Source organism: Microbacterium sp. MAH-37 (assembly GCF_009758255.1).
GTDB lineage: Bacteria > Actinomycetota > Actinomycetes > Actinomycetales > Microbacteriaceae > Microbacterium.
The window spans coordinates 360,819-377,149 of sequence record NZ_WSEN01000008.1; the positions used below are offsets into that span (position 1 = coordinate 360,819).

9 protein-coding genes and 1 pseudogene are annotated in these 16,331 nt (G+C 71.7%); all 10 read left to right on the forward strand.

Annotated features, from left to right (window positions below):
- Window positions 1-40: 40 nt before the first annotated feature.
- Window positions 41-1,378: a Gfo/Idh/MocA family protein gene (locus GON06_RS12075; RefSeq protein WP_157312525.1), complete on the forward strand. Its 1,338-nt coding sequence runs from the start codon at window positions 41-43 to the stop codon at window positions 1,376-1,378.
- The gene (locus tag GON06_RS12080; protein WP_157312526.1) at window positions 1,375-2,310 is read left to right on the forward strand and encodes an NAD-dependent epimerase/dehydratase family protein; all 936 of its coding nucleotides are present in this window, start codon (window positions 1,375-1,377) and stop codon (window positions 2,308-2,310) included. The genes GON06_RS12075 and GON06_RS12080 overlap by 4 nt, the downstream gene beginning before the upstream one ends.
- A gap of 43 nt (window positions 2,311-2,353) precedes the next feature.
- Window positions 2,354-3,253, forward strand: a complete 900-nt coding sequence (locus tag GON06_RS12085; protein WP_157312527.1) for a 5-dehydro-4-deoxyglucarate dehydratase — start codon at window positions 2,354-2,356, stop codon at window positions 3,251-3,253.
- Between the two features lie 227 nt (window positions 3,254-3,480).
- Window positions 3,481-4,623 (forward strand): mandelate racemase/muconate lactonizing enzyme family protein, encoded by a 1,143-nt coding sequence (locus GON06_RS12090; protein ID WP_157312528.1) that lies wholly within the window; start codon window positions 3,481-3,483, stop codon window positions 4,621-4,623.
- 115 nt (window positions 4,624-4,738) lie between these two features.
- Window positions 4,739-6,187 (forward strand): aldehyde dehydrogenase (NADP(+)), encoded by a 1,449-nt coding sequence (locus GON06_RS12095; RefSeq protein ID WP_157312529.1) that lies wholly within the window; start codon window positions 4,739-4,741, stop codon window positions 6,185-6,187.
- The gene (locus GON06_RS12100; protein ID WP_157312530.1) at window positions 6,184-6,879 is read left to right on the forward strand and encodes a rhamnogalacturonan acetylesterase; all 696 of its coding nucleotides are present in this window, start codon (window positions 6,184-6,186) and stop codon (window positions 6,877-6,879) included. The genes GON06_RS12095 and GON06_RS12100 overlap by 4 nt, the downstream gene beginning before the upstream one ends.
- Before the next feature lie 139 nt (window positions 6,880-7,018).
- Window positions 7,019-8,764: a glycoside hydrolase family 35 protein gene (locus tag GON06_RS12105; RefSeq protein WP_157312531.1), complete on the forward strand. Its 1,746-nt coding sequence runs from the start codon at window positions 7,019-7,021 to the stop codon at window positions 8,762-8,764.
- Window positions 8,765-8,766: 2 nt separating this feature from the next.
- Window positions 8,767-9,738, forward strand: a complete 972-nt coding sequence (locus GON06_RS12110) for a serine hydrolase domain-containing protein (protein WP_157312532.1) — start codon at window positions 8,767-8,769, stop codon at window positions 9,736-9,738.
- Window positions 9,739-9,991: 253 nt separating this feature from the next.
- A complete protein-coding gene (locus tag GON06_RS12115; RefSeq protein ID WP_157312533.1) occupies window positions 9,992-12,289 on the forward strand; it encodes a beta-galactosidase in 2,298 nt (765 codons plus the stop codon).
- Between the two features lie 621 nt (window positions 12,290-12,910).
- A pseudogene (locus tag GON06_RS19165) lies at window positions 12,911-15,835 on the forward strand (fibronectin type III domain-containing protein); the annotation flags it as partial.
- Window positions 15,836-16,331 lie beyond the last annotated feature (496 nt).

Here is a 16,331-nt window from a genome sequence, read left to right on the forward strand (position 1 = left end):
GCTCAGAAAACGTTTCCTCAGCATCATGGACGGAGCAGTCATGACCCGCACCCGCTACGCGCTGATCGGCGCCGGACACCGCGCGCAGATGTATGTCGGCGCGATCACCGGCACCTACGCCGACCGTGCCGAGCTCGTCGCGATCTGCGAGCCGAACCCCGCACGTGCCGCCTTCCACGCCGACAACGTGGCCGCATCCGGTGCACCGCGCCCGTCGCTGTGGACGCCGGACGACCTGGAGCGGATGATCCGGGACGAGCGCGTCGACCGCGTCATCATCAGCTCGAAGGACAGCACCCACGCCGGCCTCATCGTCCGGGCTCTCGACGCCGGCGCCGACGTCGTCGTCGAGAAGCCGCTCACGATCGACGCTCCCAGCGCCGCCGCGATCGAGGACGCCGTCGAGCGCACCGGCCGCAGCGTCGTGCTCACGTTCAACTACCGCTACTCGCCGCGCAACAGCGCACTGCGCCAGGTGATCCAGGACGGCACGATCGGCGAGGTCACCTCGGTCGACTTCTCGTGGATGCTCGACACCAACCACGGCGCCGACTACTTCCGCCGGTGGCACCGCGACAAGGCCAACTCCGGAGGCCTGCTGGTGCACAAGGCCAGCCATCACTTCGACCTGGTCAACTGGTGGATCCACTCCGCGCCGCGACGGGTCTACGCCTCGGGCGGCCTGCGGTTCTACGGCGCGGAGAACGCCGCCGCCCGCGGGCTCGGAGCTCGTCCGATTCGCGGCACGCACGAGGGGGCGCACGACGCGTTCGAGCTCGACCTCCGAGACGACGAGCGGCTGAAGACGCTGTACCTCGACGCCGAGCAGCACGACGGCTACGTGCGCGATCTCGACGTGTTCAGTGAGGGCATCACCATCGAGGACAACCTCGCTCTGATCGTGGACTACGCGTCCGGCGCCACGATGTCGTACTCGCTGAACGCGCACTCCCCGTGGGAGGGCTACCGCGTCGCCGTGAACGGCACCCTCGGCCGGGCAGAGCTCGAAGTCGTCGAGCGCGGCGCCGTGCTCGTCGACGACGGCCTGCATCCGGTCGTCGACCCGAGCGCTCTCGAAGCCGGCGACAGCACTTCGCTGCGTCCGCACAGCGAGCGCCTGCTCGTGCAGCGGCACTGGCAGGAGGCCTTCGAGGTGCCGATCGTGAACTCCGTCGGGGGCCACGGCGGCGGGGACGCACTGCTGCTGTCCGATGTGTTCGTCGGTCCCGGCGACGACCCGCTGGCGCGGCCTGCCGACTGGACCGACGGCGTGCAGTCGATCGCCGTCGGCATCGCCGGCAACCGTTCGCTCGAGACCGGGATGCCGGTGCTCGTCGCCGACCTCGGCATCCGGATGCTGGCGGGGGCGCGGGCATGACCCGTATCGTCGTCACCGGCGGAGCAGGCCGCCTCGGTCGCAGCCTGGTCTCTGGTCTGGCGGACGCCGGCAACGAGATCGTCTCGCTCGACCGCGCGCATCCCGCGGGTTTCGCACGGGACGGCGTCGACGCGGTCGACATCGACCTGTCCGATGCGGATGCCGCGGCATCCGCCCTGCGAGACGCGCGCGCCGACGCGCTGATCCACCTCGCCGCGATCGCGGTGCCGTTCAGTGCGCCCGAGGACGTCATCCTTCGGACCAACGCGGGCCTTGCGGCATCCGTGCTGGGCGGGGCGGTGGATGCCGGCATCGGGCGCATCGTCGCGGCCTCCAGCCCGACCGTGCTCGGCTACGGCGCCCCCTCCGGCTGGGCGCCGGTACGCTTCCCGCTCGACGAGGACACGCCTCCGCGGCCGTGGAACGCGTACGCGCTGTCGAAGCTGGTCATCGAGCAGGCCGTCCAGATGTACGCGCGTCAGACCGGCGACGCGGTCCGGTTCGCGTCGTTCCGTCCCTGCTACGTGATCGCTCCCGAGGAGTGGGCGGGCGCGCCGACCCAGCAGGGGCACACCGTGCGGGAACGCCTGGATGATCCGTCGCTCTCCGCGCCGGCGGTGTTCAACTACGTCGACGCGCGGGATGTGGCGGACTTCTGCGACCGGCTGCTCGACGCAATGGCAGTGGGCGACGTCCCGAACGCCGAGACCTTCTTCGTCGGAGCCGACGACGCGCTCGCCCGAGAACCCCTGGCGGACCTCGTGCCGCAGTACTTTCCGGGCACCGAGCGGGCCGCCGCCGTGCTCACCGGCACCGCTCCCGCGTTCTCGAACGCGAAGGCCCGCCGCCTGCTCGGCTGGTCCCCGTCCCGCTCCTGGCGCACCGAGCTGCCCGCTCCGGTCGCAGAAATCGTCGCTTCCGCGCGTCCATGACGACGGATTCTGCGACCGGAACACTGATCGAAGGAATCTGACAATGAACTTCTCCGGCATCCTGTTCTTCCCCGTCACCCCGTTCGACCGGGACGACCGGATCGACCCCGAGCTGCTCGACGCGCACGTGTCGTCCGGTGTCGAGCACGGTGCGGGCGGCGTGTTCCCTGCCTGCGGCACCGGCGAGTTCCATGCCCTATCCGCCGCCGAGTCCGGCCTCGTCGTGCGCACCGCGGTCGATGCGGTGGCCGGCCGGGTGCCCGTCATCGCCGGCGCCGGCGGTCCCCTCGGCCACGCCGTCGAGGTCGCGCGCAGCGCGGCGGATGCCGGAGCCGACGGCCTGCTCGTGCTGCCTCCGTACCTGGTCGGCGCCCCTCAGTCCGGGCTGATCGCGTACGTGGAGCGGATCGCCGCCGCATCCGATCTACCGGTGATCGTGTATCACCGCGCCAACGCCCAGTTCACGGCCAAGTCGATGCGACGCCTCGCGCGTAACCCGAAGGTGGTCGGGTTCAAGGACGGCACCGGCGACATCGACGCCGCGCAGCGCATCGTGCGCGCGGTGCGCGCAGAAGGCCGCGACGACTTCGCGTTCTTCAACGGCCTGCTCACCGCGGAGCTGACCCAGGCCGCATACCGCGGCCTCGGCATCCCGCTTTACTCGTCGGCGGCGTTCGCGATGATCCCCGAGGTCGCGAAGGCGTACTACGACGCCTACACCGCCGGCGACGAGGACCGCCGCCTGCAGCTGCTCGACGGCTTCTACACTCCGCTCGTCGCGCTGCGCGACGAGACCCCCGGTTTCGGCGTCTCGCTGATCAAGGCCGGGCTGCGCCTCGGCGGGATGCCGGTGGGCGGCGTGCGGGCGCCACTGGTCGATCCGACCCCGGTGCAGGAGGCTCGGCTGGCGGACATCCTCGCTGCGGGGCGGGCGCTCTTGTGACCCCCGAGGCTCCGGTCTCAACCGATGCGGGTTCTCCCGGCACCCCCACTGCTCCGGTCGGGGCGGTTGCGGGTGATCCGGTGACCCTGGCAGCTCCGGTCCCAACCGTTGCGGGTTCGGCCCCCGCACACCCGCAACGATCGAGACCGGAACAAAGTGGGGAGAGGGCCTCCCCCACAGCTCCGGTCCCAACGGATGCGGGTTCGGCCCCCGCACACCCGCAACCGTTGAGACCGGAGCCGGGAGAAGGTCACCGGATCGGGCGCTTCGAGGCCCGGCTGATCCGGGTGCCGCTGACGCGGCCCTGGGCGGCGGACGTGACCTCGGTCGGCGTGATCGCCACGCACGTCGTACGCGATGACGGCGCCGAGGGCTGGGGGTTCTCCTGGACGCCGCAGATCGGCGCCGAGGCAGTGCTCGCTCTGCTCGAGCACGACATCACCGATTTCGCGGTCGGGCGCAGCGCCGTGCCCGCCGAGATCTGGCAGCCGGCGTGGGAGCACCTGCACGAGGCGGGCGGTGGCGGGATCACGACGATCGCGCTGGCCGGTCTCGACCTGGCTCTGTGGGATGCTGCGGCACGCGCCGAGGGCCTGGCGGTGTCCGGCCTGCTCGGCACCCGGCGCTCCTCGGTGCGCTCCTACGGCAGCGGAGTGAACCTGCACTACACGCAGGACGAGCTCGTCGCGCAGGTGCGGCGCTGGGTGGATGCCGGCTTCGACGCCGTGAAGGTGAAGGTCGGCAAGCCGGATGTCGCCGAGGACCTCGACCGGCTGATGGCCGTGCGCTCCGTGCTCGGCGCGGGCCGCGAGCTGATGATCGACGCCAACCAGCGCTGGTCGCTGGAGCGCGCGACGGCGTCGATGGAGGTGCTCGCCGCCGCCGATCCCGCCTGGATCGAAGAGCCGCTGCGGGCCGACGATCTCGCGGGGCACGCCGAGCTCGCGCGCCGGCTCCAGGCATCCAGCGGGGTGCCGATCGCGGTCGGAGAGAACCTTCACACCGTGTACAGGTTCGCCGACTTCCTGCGCGCAGGAGCGGCGCAGATCGTGCAGCCGAACATCGTGCGAGTGGGCGGCATCACCCCGTTCCTCGAGATCGCCTCACTCGCCACAGCGCACGGCGCGGCGCTGCACCCCCACCTGCTGCCCGAACTGTCTGGGCAGCTCGCCATGACGCTCGAGACCGACGTACTGGTCGAGGACGTGGAGGATGCCGGGTTCGGAACTCTCGGCGCCTTGAACGCCCCCTCGCCCGTGCGCATCGCGGACGGGCGGCTGACCGAGATGCCGCACGCCGGACTCGGAATGCGGTTCCGTGCGAGCCCGGCGCCCACCCCCGACGCGCGGCTCTCCTCCCCCGGCTCCTGAGCGAGGAGCGCAGCGACGAGACGAAGGACGCCCACCTCAGACCCTTCGTCCCTTCGTCTCGCTGCGCTCGCTCAGGACCCGGCCTCCTCCGCACATTGAAAGGACTCCCCTCCTCATGACCACGACTCCCGAAGAACTCGAAGCACTCGTCGCGGCAGCATCCGCCGCTGCTCCGGTCTGGCGCACCTCCGCGGCCGACACGCGCGCGGCCTGGCTGCGGGCGATCGCGGACGGCCTCGACGCCGCGGCCGACGAGCTCGTGCCGATCGCCGACCGCGAGACCCGGCTCGGCGAGACGCGGCTGCGCGGCGAGGTCGCCCGTACCACCGGGCAGCTCCGCCTGTTCGCGACGGTCGTCGAAGAGGGCTCGTACCTCGAGCTGACCGTCGACGACGCGGATGCTGCGGCAGCGCGCCCCGAGCTGCGCCGGCTGCTCACCGGCGTAGGCCCCGTCGCGGTGTTCTCGGCCTCGAACTTCCCGTTCGCGTTCTCGGTGTGCGGCGGCGACACGGCCTCGGCACTCGCGGCGGGCAACCCGGTGATCGTGAAGGCGCACTCCGGGCACCCGGAGCTGTCCCGCCGCACGGCCGCGATCGCCGCCGAGTCGCTGCGCGCGGCGGGCGCTCCGGCCGGCTCGCTCGCTCTGGTGGAGGGCCGCGATGCCGGGAACGCGCTCGTGCAGCATCCGGTCGTGCAGGCCGCTGGCTTCACCGGATCGCTGACCGGCGGCCGCGCCCTGTTCGACCTGGCGGTCGGGCGACCGGACCCCATCCCGTTCTACGGGGAGCTCGGCTCGATCAACCCGGTCGTGCTGACCCCTGCCGCCGTCGCCGCGCGCGGCGCGGAGCTGGCGGCCGGCCTCGCCGCCTCGTTCACCCTCGGCAGCGGGCAGTTCTGCACCAAGCCCGGCGTGGTCTTCGTGCCGGCGGATGCCGGATTCGAGGCATCCCTCGCGGCAGCCGCGGCCGATACCTCCGGCGGCCCGCTGCTCACCGAGCGGATCACCGATGCCTTCCCGGCGGGGGTCGGCGCGCTGACCTCCGACCCGTCCGTCGCCGTCGTCGGCTATGGCGCGGAGACAGCCGACGGCGCTCGGCCGGTCGTGCTGTCGACGGATGCCGCGGCTGTCGCCGCCCGCCCGCAGGTGCTGCTCGAGGAGGTCTTCGGCCCCGCCACGCTGCTGGTGCGATATGCCGACGAGGCCGAGCTGCACGCAGCGCTGCGCGCGGTGCCGGGCAGCCTCACCGCGACGTTGCACGCTGAGGCATCCGACGAGGTGGGCGAGACGCTCGAGCTGCTGCAGTCGCGCGCCGGGCGCGTGCTGTTCTCGGGATGGCCGACCGGCGTCGCCGTCACCTGGTCGCAGCAGCACGGCGGCCCGTGGCCGGCGACCACCTCGCTGCACACCTCTGTGGGAGCAACCGCCATCCGCCGGTTCCTTCGGCCGGTCGTGTTCCAGGACGCCCCGGCGCGGCTGCTGCCTCCGGAGCTGCGCGACGAGTCGCTCGCCCGGCTGCCGCACCGCCGCAACGGCGTGCTCATCGTGCCGGCGGCATCCCGATGACGTACCACCTCGCCGGCGACTCGACCGTCGCTCCGATGAAGCCGAGCGAGGAGCCTATGTCGGGGTGGGGGCACGCCCTCGACGCGTTCGTCGACGCGCCGGTGCGCAACCTCGCCTTCGGCGGGGCCACCACCGAGACATTCATCGAGTCCGGTTCGTGGGGGCGCCTGATCGACGAGGTCGTTCCCGGCGACACCGTCGTGATCCAGTTCGGGCACAACGATCAGAAGCATCCGGAGCTCCTCGCCTCGCGCGGCGGGTACATCGACCGGCTGCGCGGCTTCGTCACCGAAACCCGGGAACGCGGGGCGACGGCGGTGCTGTGCACCTCGGTCGAGCGGCGCTGGTTCGACGGCGACCACGTCGTACCGAGTCACGGCGACTATCCGAACGCGGTCCGCGACCTCGCGCATGAGCTGGACGCGCCGCTGATCGACCTCACGGTGTTCACGACCTGGCTGTACGAGGACCTCGGGGATGCGGCATCCGCTCTGCTGCTGTCGCACTACGCGCCCGGCGAGACGGAGGCCTGGCCCGACGGTCTCGCCGATGACACGCACTTCCGGTTCGAGGGCGCACGACGCGTGGCGGCGTTCGTCGCCCGCTCGCTGCGCGCGATCGAGCGTCGCGACGGCGACGCGCCGCCCCGCGGCGCCGGCGCAGCTGTATCGGCACCCGCACCCGCACCGTAAGGTTGCGCGTGCCCTTGCACCTGGCGGACGATCCGACGGATGGCGGCGAACACGCCGCCATCTCTGCCGCCATCTGCAGATCGGTCCGCCACCCGCGAGAGGGTCGACTCGGGAAAGCGCTTCCCGGTAGGCTGACGCCATGACCTCCCGCTTCGCCATCGGCGAGACCGATTTCCTGCTCGACGGGCAGCCGCACCGCATCATCTCCGGCGCGATGCACTACCCGCGGATCCACCCCGAGCAGTGGCGCGACCGCATCCGCAAAGCCCGCCTGATGGGGCTGAACGCGATCGAGACGTACGTCGCCTGGAACGCCCACGAACCGGTGAAGGGCCAGTGGCGCGAGGACGGCGACGTCGACCTCGGCCGCTTCCTCGATCTCATCGCCGAGGAGGGCATGCACGCCATCGTGCGTCCCGGTCCGTACATCTGCGCGGAGTGGCACAACGGCGGCCTTCCCACCTGGCTGACCAGCGCGGGCATGCGACTGCGCAGCAGCGATCCGCGCTACCTCGCCGAGGTCATCCCGTACCTCGAGAGGGTCAACGCGATCGTCGCGCCGCGGCAGATCGACCGCGGTGGCAGCGTCATCCTGGTGCAGATCGAGAACGAGTACGGCGCCTACGGCAGCGACAAGGAGTACCTGTCCGAGCTCATCCGCGTCACGCGCGAGAAGGGCATCACCGTGCCGCTCACACAGGTCGACCAGCCGATCCCGCACATGCTCGAGAACGGCGCGCACCCCGAGCTGCACAAGACCGGATCGTTCGGATCGCGTGTCGACGAACGCCTCGCCACCCTGCGCGAGCACCAGCCGACGGGCCCGCTGATGTGCATGGAGTTCTGGTGCGGCTGGTTCGACCACTGGGGCGAGAAGCACCACACCACGACCTTCGCCGACAGCGCCGCCGACCTCGACCGGCTGCTGGAGGCCGGGGCATCCGTGAACATCTACATGGTGCACGGCGGCACGAACTTCGGTCTGACGAACGGGGCGAACGACTCCGGCCGCTACCTGCCGATGGTGACGAGCTACGACTACGACGCCCCGATCACCGAGTCAGGTGACGTGACCGAGAAGTTCCGCGCGTTCCGCGACGTGATCGCGAAGCATGCGCCGGTGCCCGACGAGCCGCTGCCGGAGCCGGCGGAGGCCCCGGAGCTGACGGTTCCGCTGCTCACGACGGGCGACCCACTGGAGGCCGTCGCGACCGATCGCGGCCTCTTCGACACGCCGCCGACCTTCGACGAGCTCGGCTCCGACCTGGTGCTCGCTGAGTATTCGGCCGCGCTGCCTGGCACGGCCGGCGTGCTCGACGCCGAAGTGCGCGACTACGCCTGGGTCGCGGTCGACGACCGCGCCGCCGGCATCCTGCAGCGCACGATCGGCGATCTGTCGCTCGCGATCCCCGCCGGCGCCGAACTGCGGATGCTGGTCGAGGAGACCGGCCGGGTGAACTACGACCACAAGCTCGGTGAGGCGAAGGGCCTGATCGGCGCCCCGATGCTGGACGGCGAGCCTCTGCCCGGCCCCTGGCGGGTGCGGACGTTCGACGTTCCTGCGCTCACGCAGGCGGTGTCGGATGCCGCGGCCGAGCCGGCCGGCGCCCGCGTCGCCGGGCCCGCGGGCCTTCGGGCATCCTTCGATCTCGACGCCCCGGCGGACCTGTTCCTCGACACCGCGGGCTGGGGCAAGGGATACGCCTGGGTTAACGGGTTCTTCCTGGGCCGCTACTGGCGCCGGGGGCCGCAGCGCACCCTGTTCGTGCCGGGACCGGCGACCAGGGCAGGGACGAACGAGGTGATCGTCGTCGAGCTGGAGACCATGACCGACCCGACCGTGCGGTTCGTCGCGCGACCGGATCTCGGTCACGAGGTGGAGTGACCATGGCCTCCGAATTCGACGCCGCGTTCGACTGGGTGCGCAGGCACGTGGACGCCGACCGGCTGCCGCACGCTGTGCTGGGCGTGGCCACGGCGGACGGTGTCGTCGCGCTCGACGCAGTCGGCGACGTGAGCGTGGATGACTCGTTCCTGCTGTTCTCCATCACGAAGGTGCTCACCGGCATCACCGCCGCACGGGCGATCGAGCGGGGGCTGCTGACGCCGAACACGCCGCTGACCGACGCCCTGCCGGAGTTCGGCGCCAACCGCGACGACGTCGTGCGGCTGTGGCACCTGGTTTCGCACACCTCCGGCATCTCCGAGCCCGACCTCGACACGGCCGTGCCGCTGCGCACCGAGCTGCTCACCCGAGGCCGCGACTTCGTCGCCGGTGCCGCGTCGCGCTACTCCACTCTGGCGTTCGAGGGCGTCGCCGCGCTGATCGAGCATGCGACAGGTCACAGCTGGGATGCCGGCGTGCGCGAGTGGGCGGGAGAGGTCGGCGCCGGCGGGCTGACGCTCGATCCGGAGCAGTACGTGCCGATCCGGGACGCGGCGGCCGCGGGCGTCGACCTCGACCGGTTCCTCGCCACGCGGGCGCCCGGCGCCGGTCTCGCCGGCACCGCCGCCGACCTGCTGGCCGTGGGAAGCGATCTGCTGCGCATCGGGCGGGGCGAGCCCGGCATCCTGTCGCCGTCGACGCTGGCGATGATGCGACGTCCGCTCACCGGCGACATCCCGCGGCTGGAGCCCTACCTCGCCGAGCGCGGCCAGGACTGGGGCTTCACGTTCAACCTGCGCACGCGTGCGCCGGGGCTGATCGACCGCGACGTGTACGGGCACGGCGGCTGGTCGGGCACGGAGTTCTGGGTGCATCCGACCGCTGGCGTGTGCTGGGTGCTGCTGACCGCGCAGGCGCAGCGACCCGGCATCGACGCCGACCAGCTCGACAACGCGATCGTGGCGGCGCTGTGAGTGGCGCGGCGCGCCTCGAGCGACGTCGGCAGGGAGTTCGGTCGGCGGCATCCGGTTCGCTCGGCGGACGGATGCGGCGAGCGCGGTGCGCGACGAGCGGCTGCTCGGCGGCGGGCACGATCCGCTCACGTCGCAGTTCGGCCCGCTTCGAGCGTGCGCTCCCTACTCGGGTCGCAGTACGTCCCGCGCCGAGCGCCCGGAAGCGGAACGAAGTGCGACCTGAGGGCGGCGCAGTGAAGACGGAGCGGGCGGAATGACCATCGAGAGCAGCTGCCCCACCGGCATCCTGACCGTGACGCATCGTCCCTTCGCCGGCCCGGCCGTGCCGAGTGCGCTGCCGGCGCCCGGCGATGCCGCCCGCGGACTCGCGCTCACCGACCGCGCCGTGCTGCGCGACGGCGTGCCGTTCGTGCCGGTCTCTGGCGAGCTGCATTTCAGCCGGATGCCACGCGAGCGCTGGGCCGAGCGGCTGGGACAGCTGCGCGCTGCGGGCGTCACGCTCGCCTCGACGTACGTGTTCTGGAATCACCACTCCACCGCCCGCGGCGAGGCGCGCTTCGACGGCGCGCTCGACGTGGGCGCGTTCGTCGACGAGGTCGCGGATGCCGGACTCGAGCTCGTGCTGCGCATCGGCCCGTGGGCGCACGGTGAGTCGCGCAACGGTGGCTTCCCGGACTGGGTGCAGCAACAGCCCGTGCAGCACCGCAGCGACGACCCGGCCTATCTGGAACTGGTGCGCGAGTGGTTCGGGCAGCTCGCCGCGGCGCTGGACGGACGGGCACGCCCCGGTGGCCCGATCGTGGCGATCCAGCTCGAGAACGAGCTCTACGACCGGCCGGAGCACCTCGTCACCCTCAAGAGGCTCGCGCGCGAGGCCGGGATGTCGGCACCCCTGTGGACCGCGACCGCCTGGGGCGGCGCACAGCTGCCGGCGGGCGAGGTGGTGCCGCTGTTCGGCGGCTACGCCGACGGCTTCTGGGCCGACCCGGGAGACGACTGGGACCCGTCGTTCCGCGCGCACTTCCTGCCCTCGCACGAGTGGGACGACCCCGGCGTCGGCGCCGATGTGCGCGCGTCACAGGGGTTCGCGGCATCCTCCGGCACCGCCGAGCTGCACGGCTTCCCGCCCGCGACCTGCGAGCTCGGCTCCGGCATGGCCGCGGCCTATCACCGCCGTCCCGTGCTGTCCGCGCGCGACGTCGCCGCACTCGCGCATGTGAAGATCGGCAACGGCTCGGCCTGGCAGGGCTACTACATGTTCGCCGGCGGCCGGAACCCGGTGCTGCGGATGCAGGAGACCCAGGACACCGGGTATCCGAACGATCTGCCCGAGTGGGGCTACGACTTCCACGCCCCGATCGGAGAGTCCGGCGACCTGCATCCGTCCGCCGCGGAGCTACGTGCGCAGCACGCGTTCCTGGCGTCGTTCGGGGCGCAGCTGGGCGGCATGTCGTCGTCGCTGCCCGATGACCGTCCCCGCGACGCCGACGACCTCGAGACGCTGCGCTGGGCGCTGCGCTCCGACGGCGAGTCCGGGTTCGTGGTGATCTCGCACCACCGCCCGCATGAGCAGGTCTCCCCCGTGCGCGACGTGCAGCTGCAGGTGAAGCTCGCGTCCCCGCTCCCGGGGAATGTCGCAATTGGTCGCATCAGCACGCCGGATACGGCAAACAGGGACATCCCCCAGGGGGAGGGCGGTGGGACGATCGTGCTGCCGTCGCGGCCCGTCGACATCCCGCCGGGCACGCTCGCACGATGGCCGATCGGGCTGCGGCTCGGGTGGACCAGACTGCGCTGGGCGACGGCGTCGGCGTATGCCCTGCTGCCGGGCGACGTCCTCGTGCTGATCGCCGATCCCGGCATCCCCGCCGAGATCGCGATCGATGACGAGCCCCCGCGGGTGATCGAGCCCGGCATCCACCGGATCGGCTCCGCGACCGTGCTGCTGCTGGCAGACGCGACGGATGCCTGGCTGCTGGGCGACACCCTCTGGGACTGCGACGGGCAGCTGACCTGGGACGGCCGCGATGTGCGCGTCCGCGACGCATCGCGACTGCGACGCTTCGACCCGGATGCCGGCTGGCAGGAGTTGCCGGTGCCGGCATCCGACCCGCCCCGGCACGTCGAGATCCGGCGGATGCGGGACGGCGGTGCGCCACCGGCCGACTACGGTTTCGGAGGCGCGCGGCATCGCGCACCCGCCCCCGAGGTCTTCGACGACCTCGCCGCCGTCTTCACTCTCGACCTCGGCGACTGGTCTGGTGATGCGGTGCTCGACATCGACTGGGCCGGCGACGTCGGTCAGCTGCGCGTGGACGGCAGAACTGTCGACGACCGTTACTGGGACGGCACCCGCTGGTCGGTGTCGCTCCGCGACGTCGGAGCCATTCCGGACAGCCGCGTCGCGCTGCACGTGCTGCCGCTGTCCGCACGCAGCACGGTCTGGCTGCCGCCGTCCGCTCGCGCTGCACTGCAGGCATCCGACGCCGCGCTCTGCGCGGTCACGGCTGTGACGCTGCGCACGCGAGGCGAATGGATGCCCGTGGGCTGAGGCGCGGCACGGGCCACGCCGGGCACGACCTGATCGCAATACTCGTCGCTTCCGGTCTCACTGGTTGCGGGTCTGCTGTGCCGCGCACCCGCAACCAGTGCGACCGCAGCAGAGGGAGACAGCGAGCTGAGAGCGGACCACCCGCGCCCCAGCAGTCCAGGTCGCAATACGCGTCGCTCTCAGCACGGGAAAGCGACGGAAACTGCGACCTGGACGCAACCGACCCGCGGCTGACCGGCACCACGGCTGACCGGCACCGCGGCTGACCGCCGCGCCGCGCGCCTCGCCGCACCTGACCGGCGCGCCATGGACCCGCCGCCGGAACGGTCCGTATTCGTCCCGGCGGCGGGGGTCTGGGGGCGCCGCGCCCGCGGCGGGTAAACGATTACCGATCCAGACCCTAGCACCAAGCCGCCGAGATTGAAACGTAACAACTTCTTCTTGCGCGTCGCTCCCGCACCGTGCCAGGATCGGTCACGACGCGGACAGGAATACGTTTTCCAGTCCGCGCACACCGCGGCCGAGTCCGTACGCGCCCCGGTTCCGAGCCCGCCCCGCAGCGATGCGGAGCGGGCCGACTCCCTTGCCAGTGCTGTCCGAGGAGGAACCGTGGACCTGTCCATGCACCCCGACCGAACCCCCAGACCAGAACGGCGGCGGCGCGGCATCCGCGCCTTCGCCCTGGTCGCCACCACCGCCGTGATAGGCACCGCGCTGACGGCCTTCCCCGCCGCCGCCGCGGCACCGGAGGAGTGGCGCTTCGACTTCGGGACGAAGACCAGCCCCGTCGCCGAGGGCTACCAGCAGGTGCTCACGACCTCGCTGTACACCGCCGAGATCGGCTGGGGCATCACCGCCCCCGACGGCGTCACGCTGTTCGACCGCGACCGCACCGGCAACCGCACGCCCGCCGACCCCGTCGCCGAGGATTTCGTCGCCGGCACCGACTGGGCCTTCACGATCGATGACGTCGCCACCGGCGAGTACGACGTGACCGTGTCGATCGGCGATGCACTCGCCGGCACCTCCGGCACGAACGCCACGATGTCACTCGAGGGCACCGCGCAGCCGCGCATGACCACAGACAAGGCGGCCACCACCACGCAGACCTTCCGCGTCGTCGTCACCGACGGCCAGCTGAACGTGGGCTTCACCGGCAGCGGGCTCGGCGCCTACGTGAACGGCCTGGTCGTCGCGCCGGTGACACCGGCCGCTCCCGCCGGTCTCGCCGTCACCCGCGTCGCCTGGAACACCGTGGACCTCGGCTGGACGGCATCCGACGCCGCCGCGACCTACCGCGTGCTGCGCGCGCCGGTGACCGACGGCGCAGCCGGCGACTTCACGCAGATCGCCGAGACCGACGGCACGACGTACTCCGACAAGGACGTCGCCGCGGGCGGCTCGTACGCGTACACGGTCGAGGCGGTCAGCGCCTACGACCGCGTCTCCCCTCGCGCCGAGCAGGTGCTCAGCGGCGTCATCCCGAAGCTCGAGATCCCCGCCGCCCCCGCCGACCTCGCCGTCGCCCGCGTCACCGACTCCGGGGTCGCACTGACCTGGTCGCTCACGCCGAACGCCGACGAGTACGTCGTGCAGCGCGCGGGCGCCGACGGCGCCTTCGCCGACATCGCGACGGTCACCACCCCGGCATACACGGATGCCGCAGACACGTCCCTGCAGTGGTCGTACCGCGTGCTGGCACGCAACGCCGCCGGCACCTCCCCCGCCTCCGAAACCGTCACCTCCGCGGTCTACACGGCCCCCGCACCGCTGCCGGCCGGCGACTCCGTGACCTTCGACTTCGGCCCGGGCGCCGTGGCCGACGGCGCCCTCCCGGTGCTCTCGAGCACCGCGTTCGACGATGCCTGGGGCTACGGCTTCAGCACCGCGCCCACCGCGTCCCCCGCCGATGTCGACCGGGGTGGCGACGACCCGCTGCGGTCCGACTTCGTCGCCGCGCAGGGCGGCACCTTCGAGGTGCAGCTGGGCGCCGGCGACTACACCGTGCAGCTGATCGCGGGCGACGACTCCGCCGCCACGAACATCGCCATCACGGCGGAGGGCATCGCCAAGGTGCAGGCCACCGACAAGCCCGCCGGCGAGCACCTCGAGATGGCGTTCCCGATCGCCCTCGTCGACGGACGCCTCACGCTGGCCGTCACCGGCGACGCCGCCGCCCTCGACGCGCTCACCGTCATCCGCCAGCCGAAGCGACTCGCCGGCGCCATCCCGACGGTCTACATCGCCGGCGACTCGACCGTGCAGACCTACGACGCCGCCGCCTACGCCCCGCAGGCGGGCTGGGGCCAGATGATCGACCGGTTCTTCGCCGACGACATCGCCTTCAGCAACCAGGCGATCGGCGGCCGCTCCTCGAAGAACTTCATCACTCAGGGCCGGCTCGACGACATCCTGCGCGGCATCCGCCCCGGCGACTACCTGTTCACCCAGTTCGGGCACAACGACGCCACCCAGGGTGTGGACGACCGGTACGCCAGCCCGGCGGACTACAAGGAGTACCTGCGCACCTACGTGAACGGCGCGCGCCAGCGCGGCGCCACCCCGGTGCTGGTCACCCCGGTCTCGCGGCGCAGCTTCAACGCCGAGACCGGGCTCGCGAACGTGAGCTTCCCCGAGTACGTCGAGAAGATGAAGGAGCTCGCCGTCGAGGAGAACGTGCTCCTGGTCGATCTTTCGGCCTCCAGCCGCGCCTACCTCGATGAGATCGGTCCGGAGGCGGCCAAGGCCGTGTTCCTCTGGGTCGACCCGGGCATCTTCCCGAACCGCCCCTCCGGCACGCAGGACGACACGCACTTCCAGGAGTACGGCGCCATCCAGATGGCCCGCCTGATCGCGCAGGACGTCGTCGACCTCGCCGACCCGCTCGCCACGAAGGTGACGGACATCGAGCCGCCGGCCGCCGTTCCGGACGCACCGCAGCAGCTGGTCGCCGGATCGATCTCGAACGCCGGGGCCGTGCTGCAGTGGCAGGCATCCGCCACTGCCGACATCTACAAGATCCAGCGGCAGGCCGTCGCCGACCCGGAGCAGACCTGGAGCCTGGTCACCACGACCACCCAGAACTCCGCGATCGTGCAGGGCCTGGCGGAGGGCACCGCCTACCGGTACCGGGTGATCGCGACCAACGGCCGCGGCGACTCCGCCCCGTCGGATGCCGTGACCTTCACCACCAAGCAGGCGAAGTGGAAGTTCGACTTCCAGCTCGCCGGCAACCCGCTGATGGCCGGGTACACCGAGGTGAACCCGGATGACGGGTACACGAAGGAGACCGGGTTCGGCTTCGCCACCCCGCTGCCGGCGAACGCCGGACGCGACCGCGGCGACGCGGCCGACGACCTGCAGCGCGACTTCGTGCTGCCGGGTGACTCGAGCGAGTTCCTGCTCGACGTGCCGAACGGCACGTACTCGGTGAAGACCTACTCGGGCGACTGGATCGGCTCGACGAAGACGAGTTTCGATCTGGAGGGCCGTGCCTTCGGCAGCGGCAACGCCGGCAAGGGCTCCGTCAACGAGTCGGTGCGCGGTCCGGTGCTGGTCACCGACGGGCAGCTGAACGTGCGCGTCTACGGCCCCGCGGCCGGCACCCGGCTCAACGGTCTCGAGGTGACACCGATCCTGCTCGGACCCACCGGGCTGAAGGCGACCGATATCGACGCCGACCCCACAGCTCCGAAGGTCCAGCTCGGTTGGGACACCGAGTCCGGCGTCAGCTGGAACGTGTATCGGAAGTCCGCGTTCGACGCGAAGCCGGTGCTCGTCGGCACCGCGACCGAGCCGTCGTTCGCCGACACCGGCGCCCGCGTCGGCCTCGACTACACCTACTCCGTGACGGCCGTCGACCAGACCGGCCTGGAGTCGGTGCCGTCGAAGGCGGTCGAGGTCTCGTTCGTCGACCCGGATGTCGCCGTGCCTGCGGCCCCGACCGCTCTCGCGGTCGAGCGGCTGGAGAAGCGCGAGATCGAGATCTCCTGGGCTCAGCCGTCCACGGCGCTGTACGACCTGGTGTTCCGCTCCGAGGTGA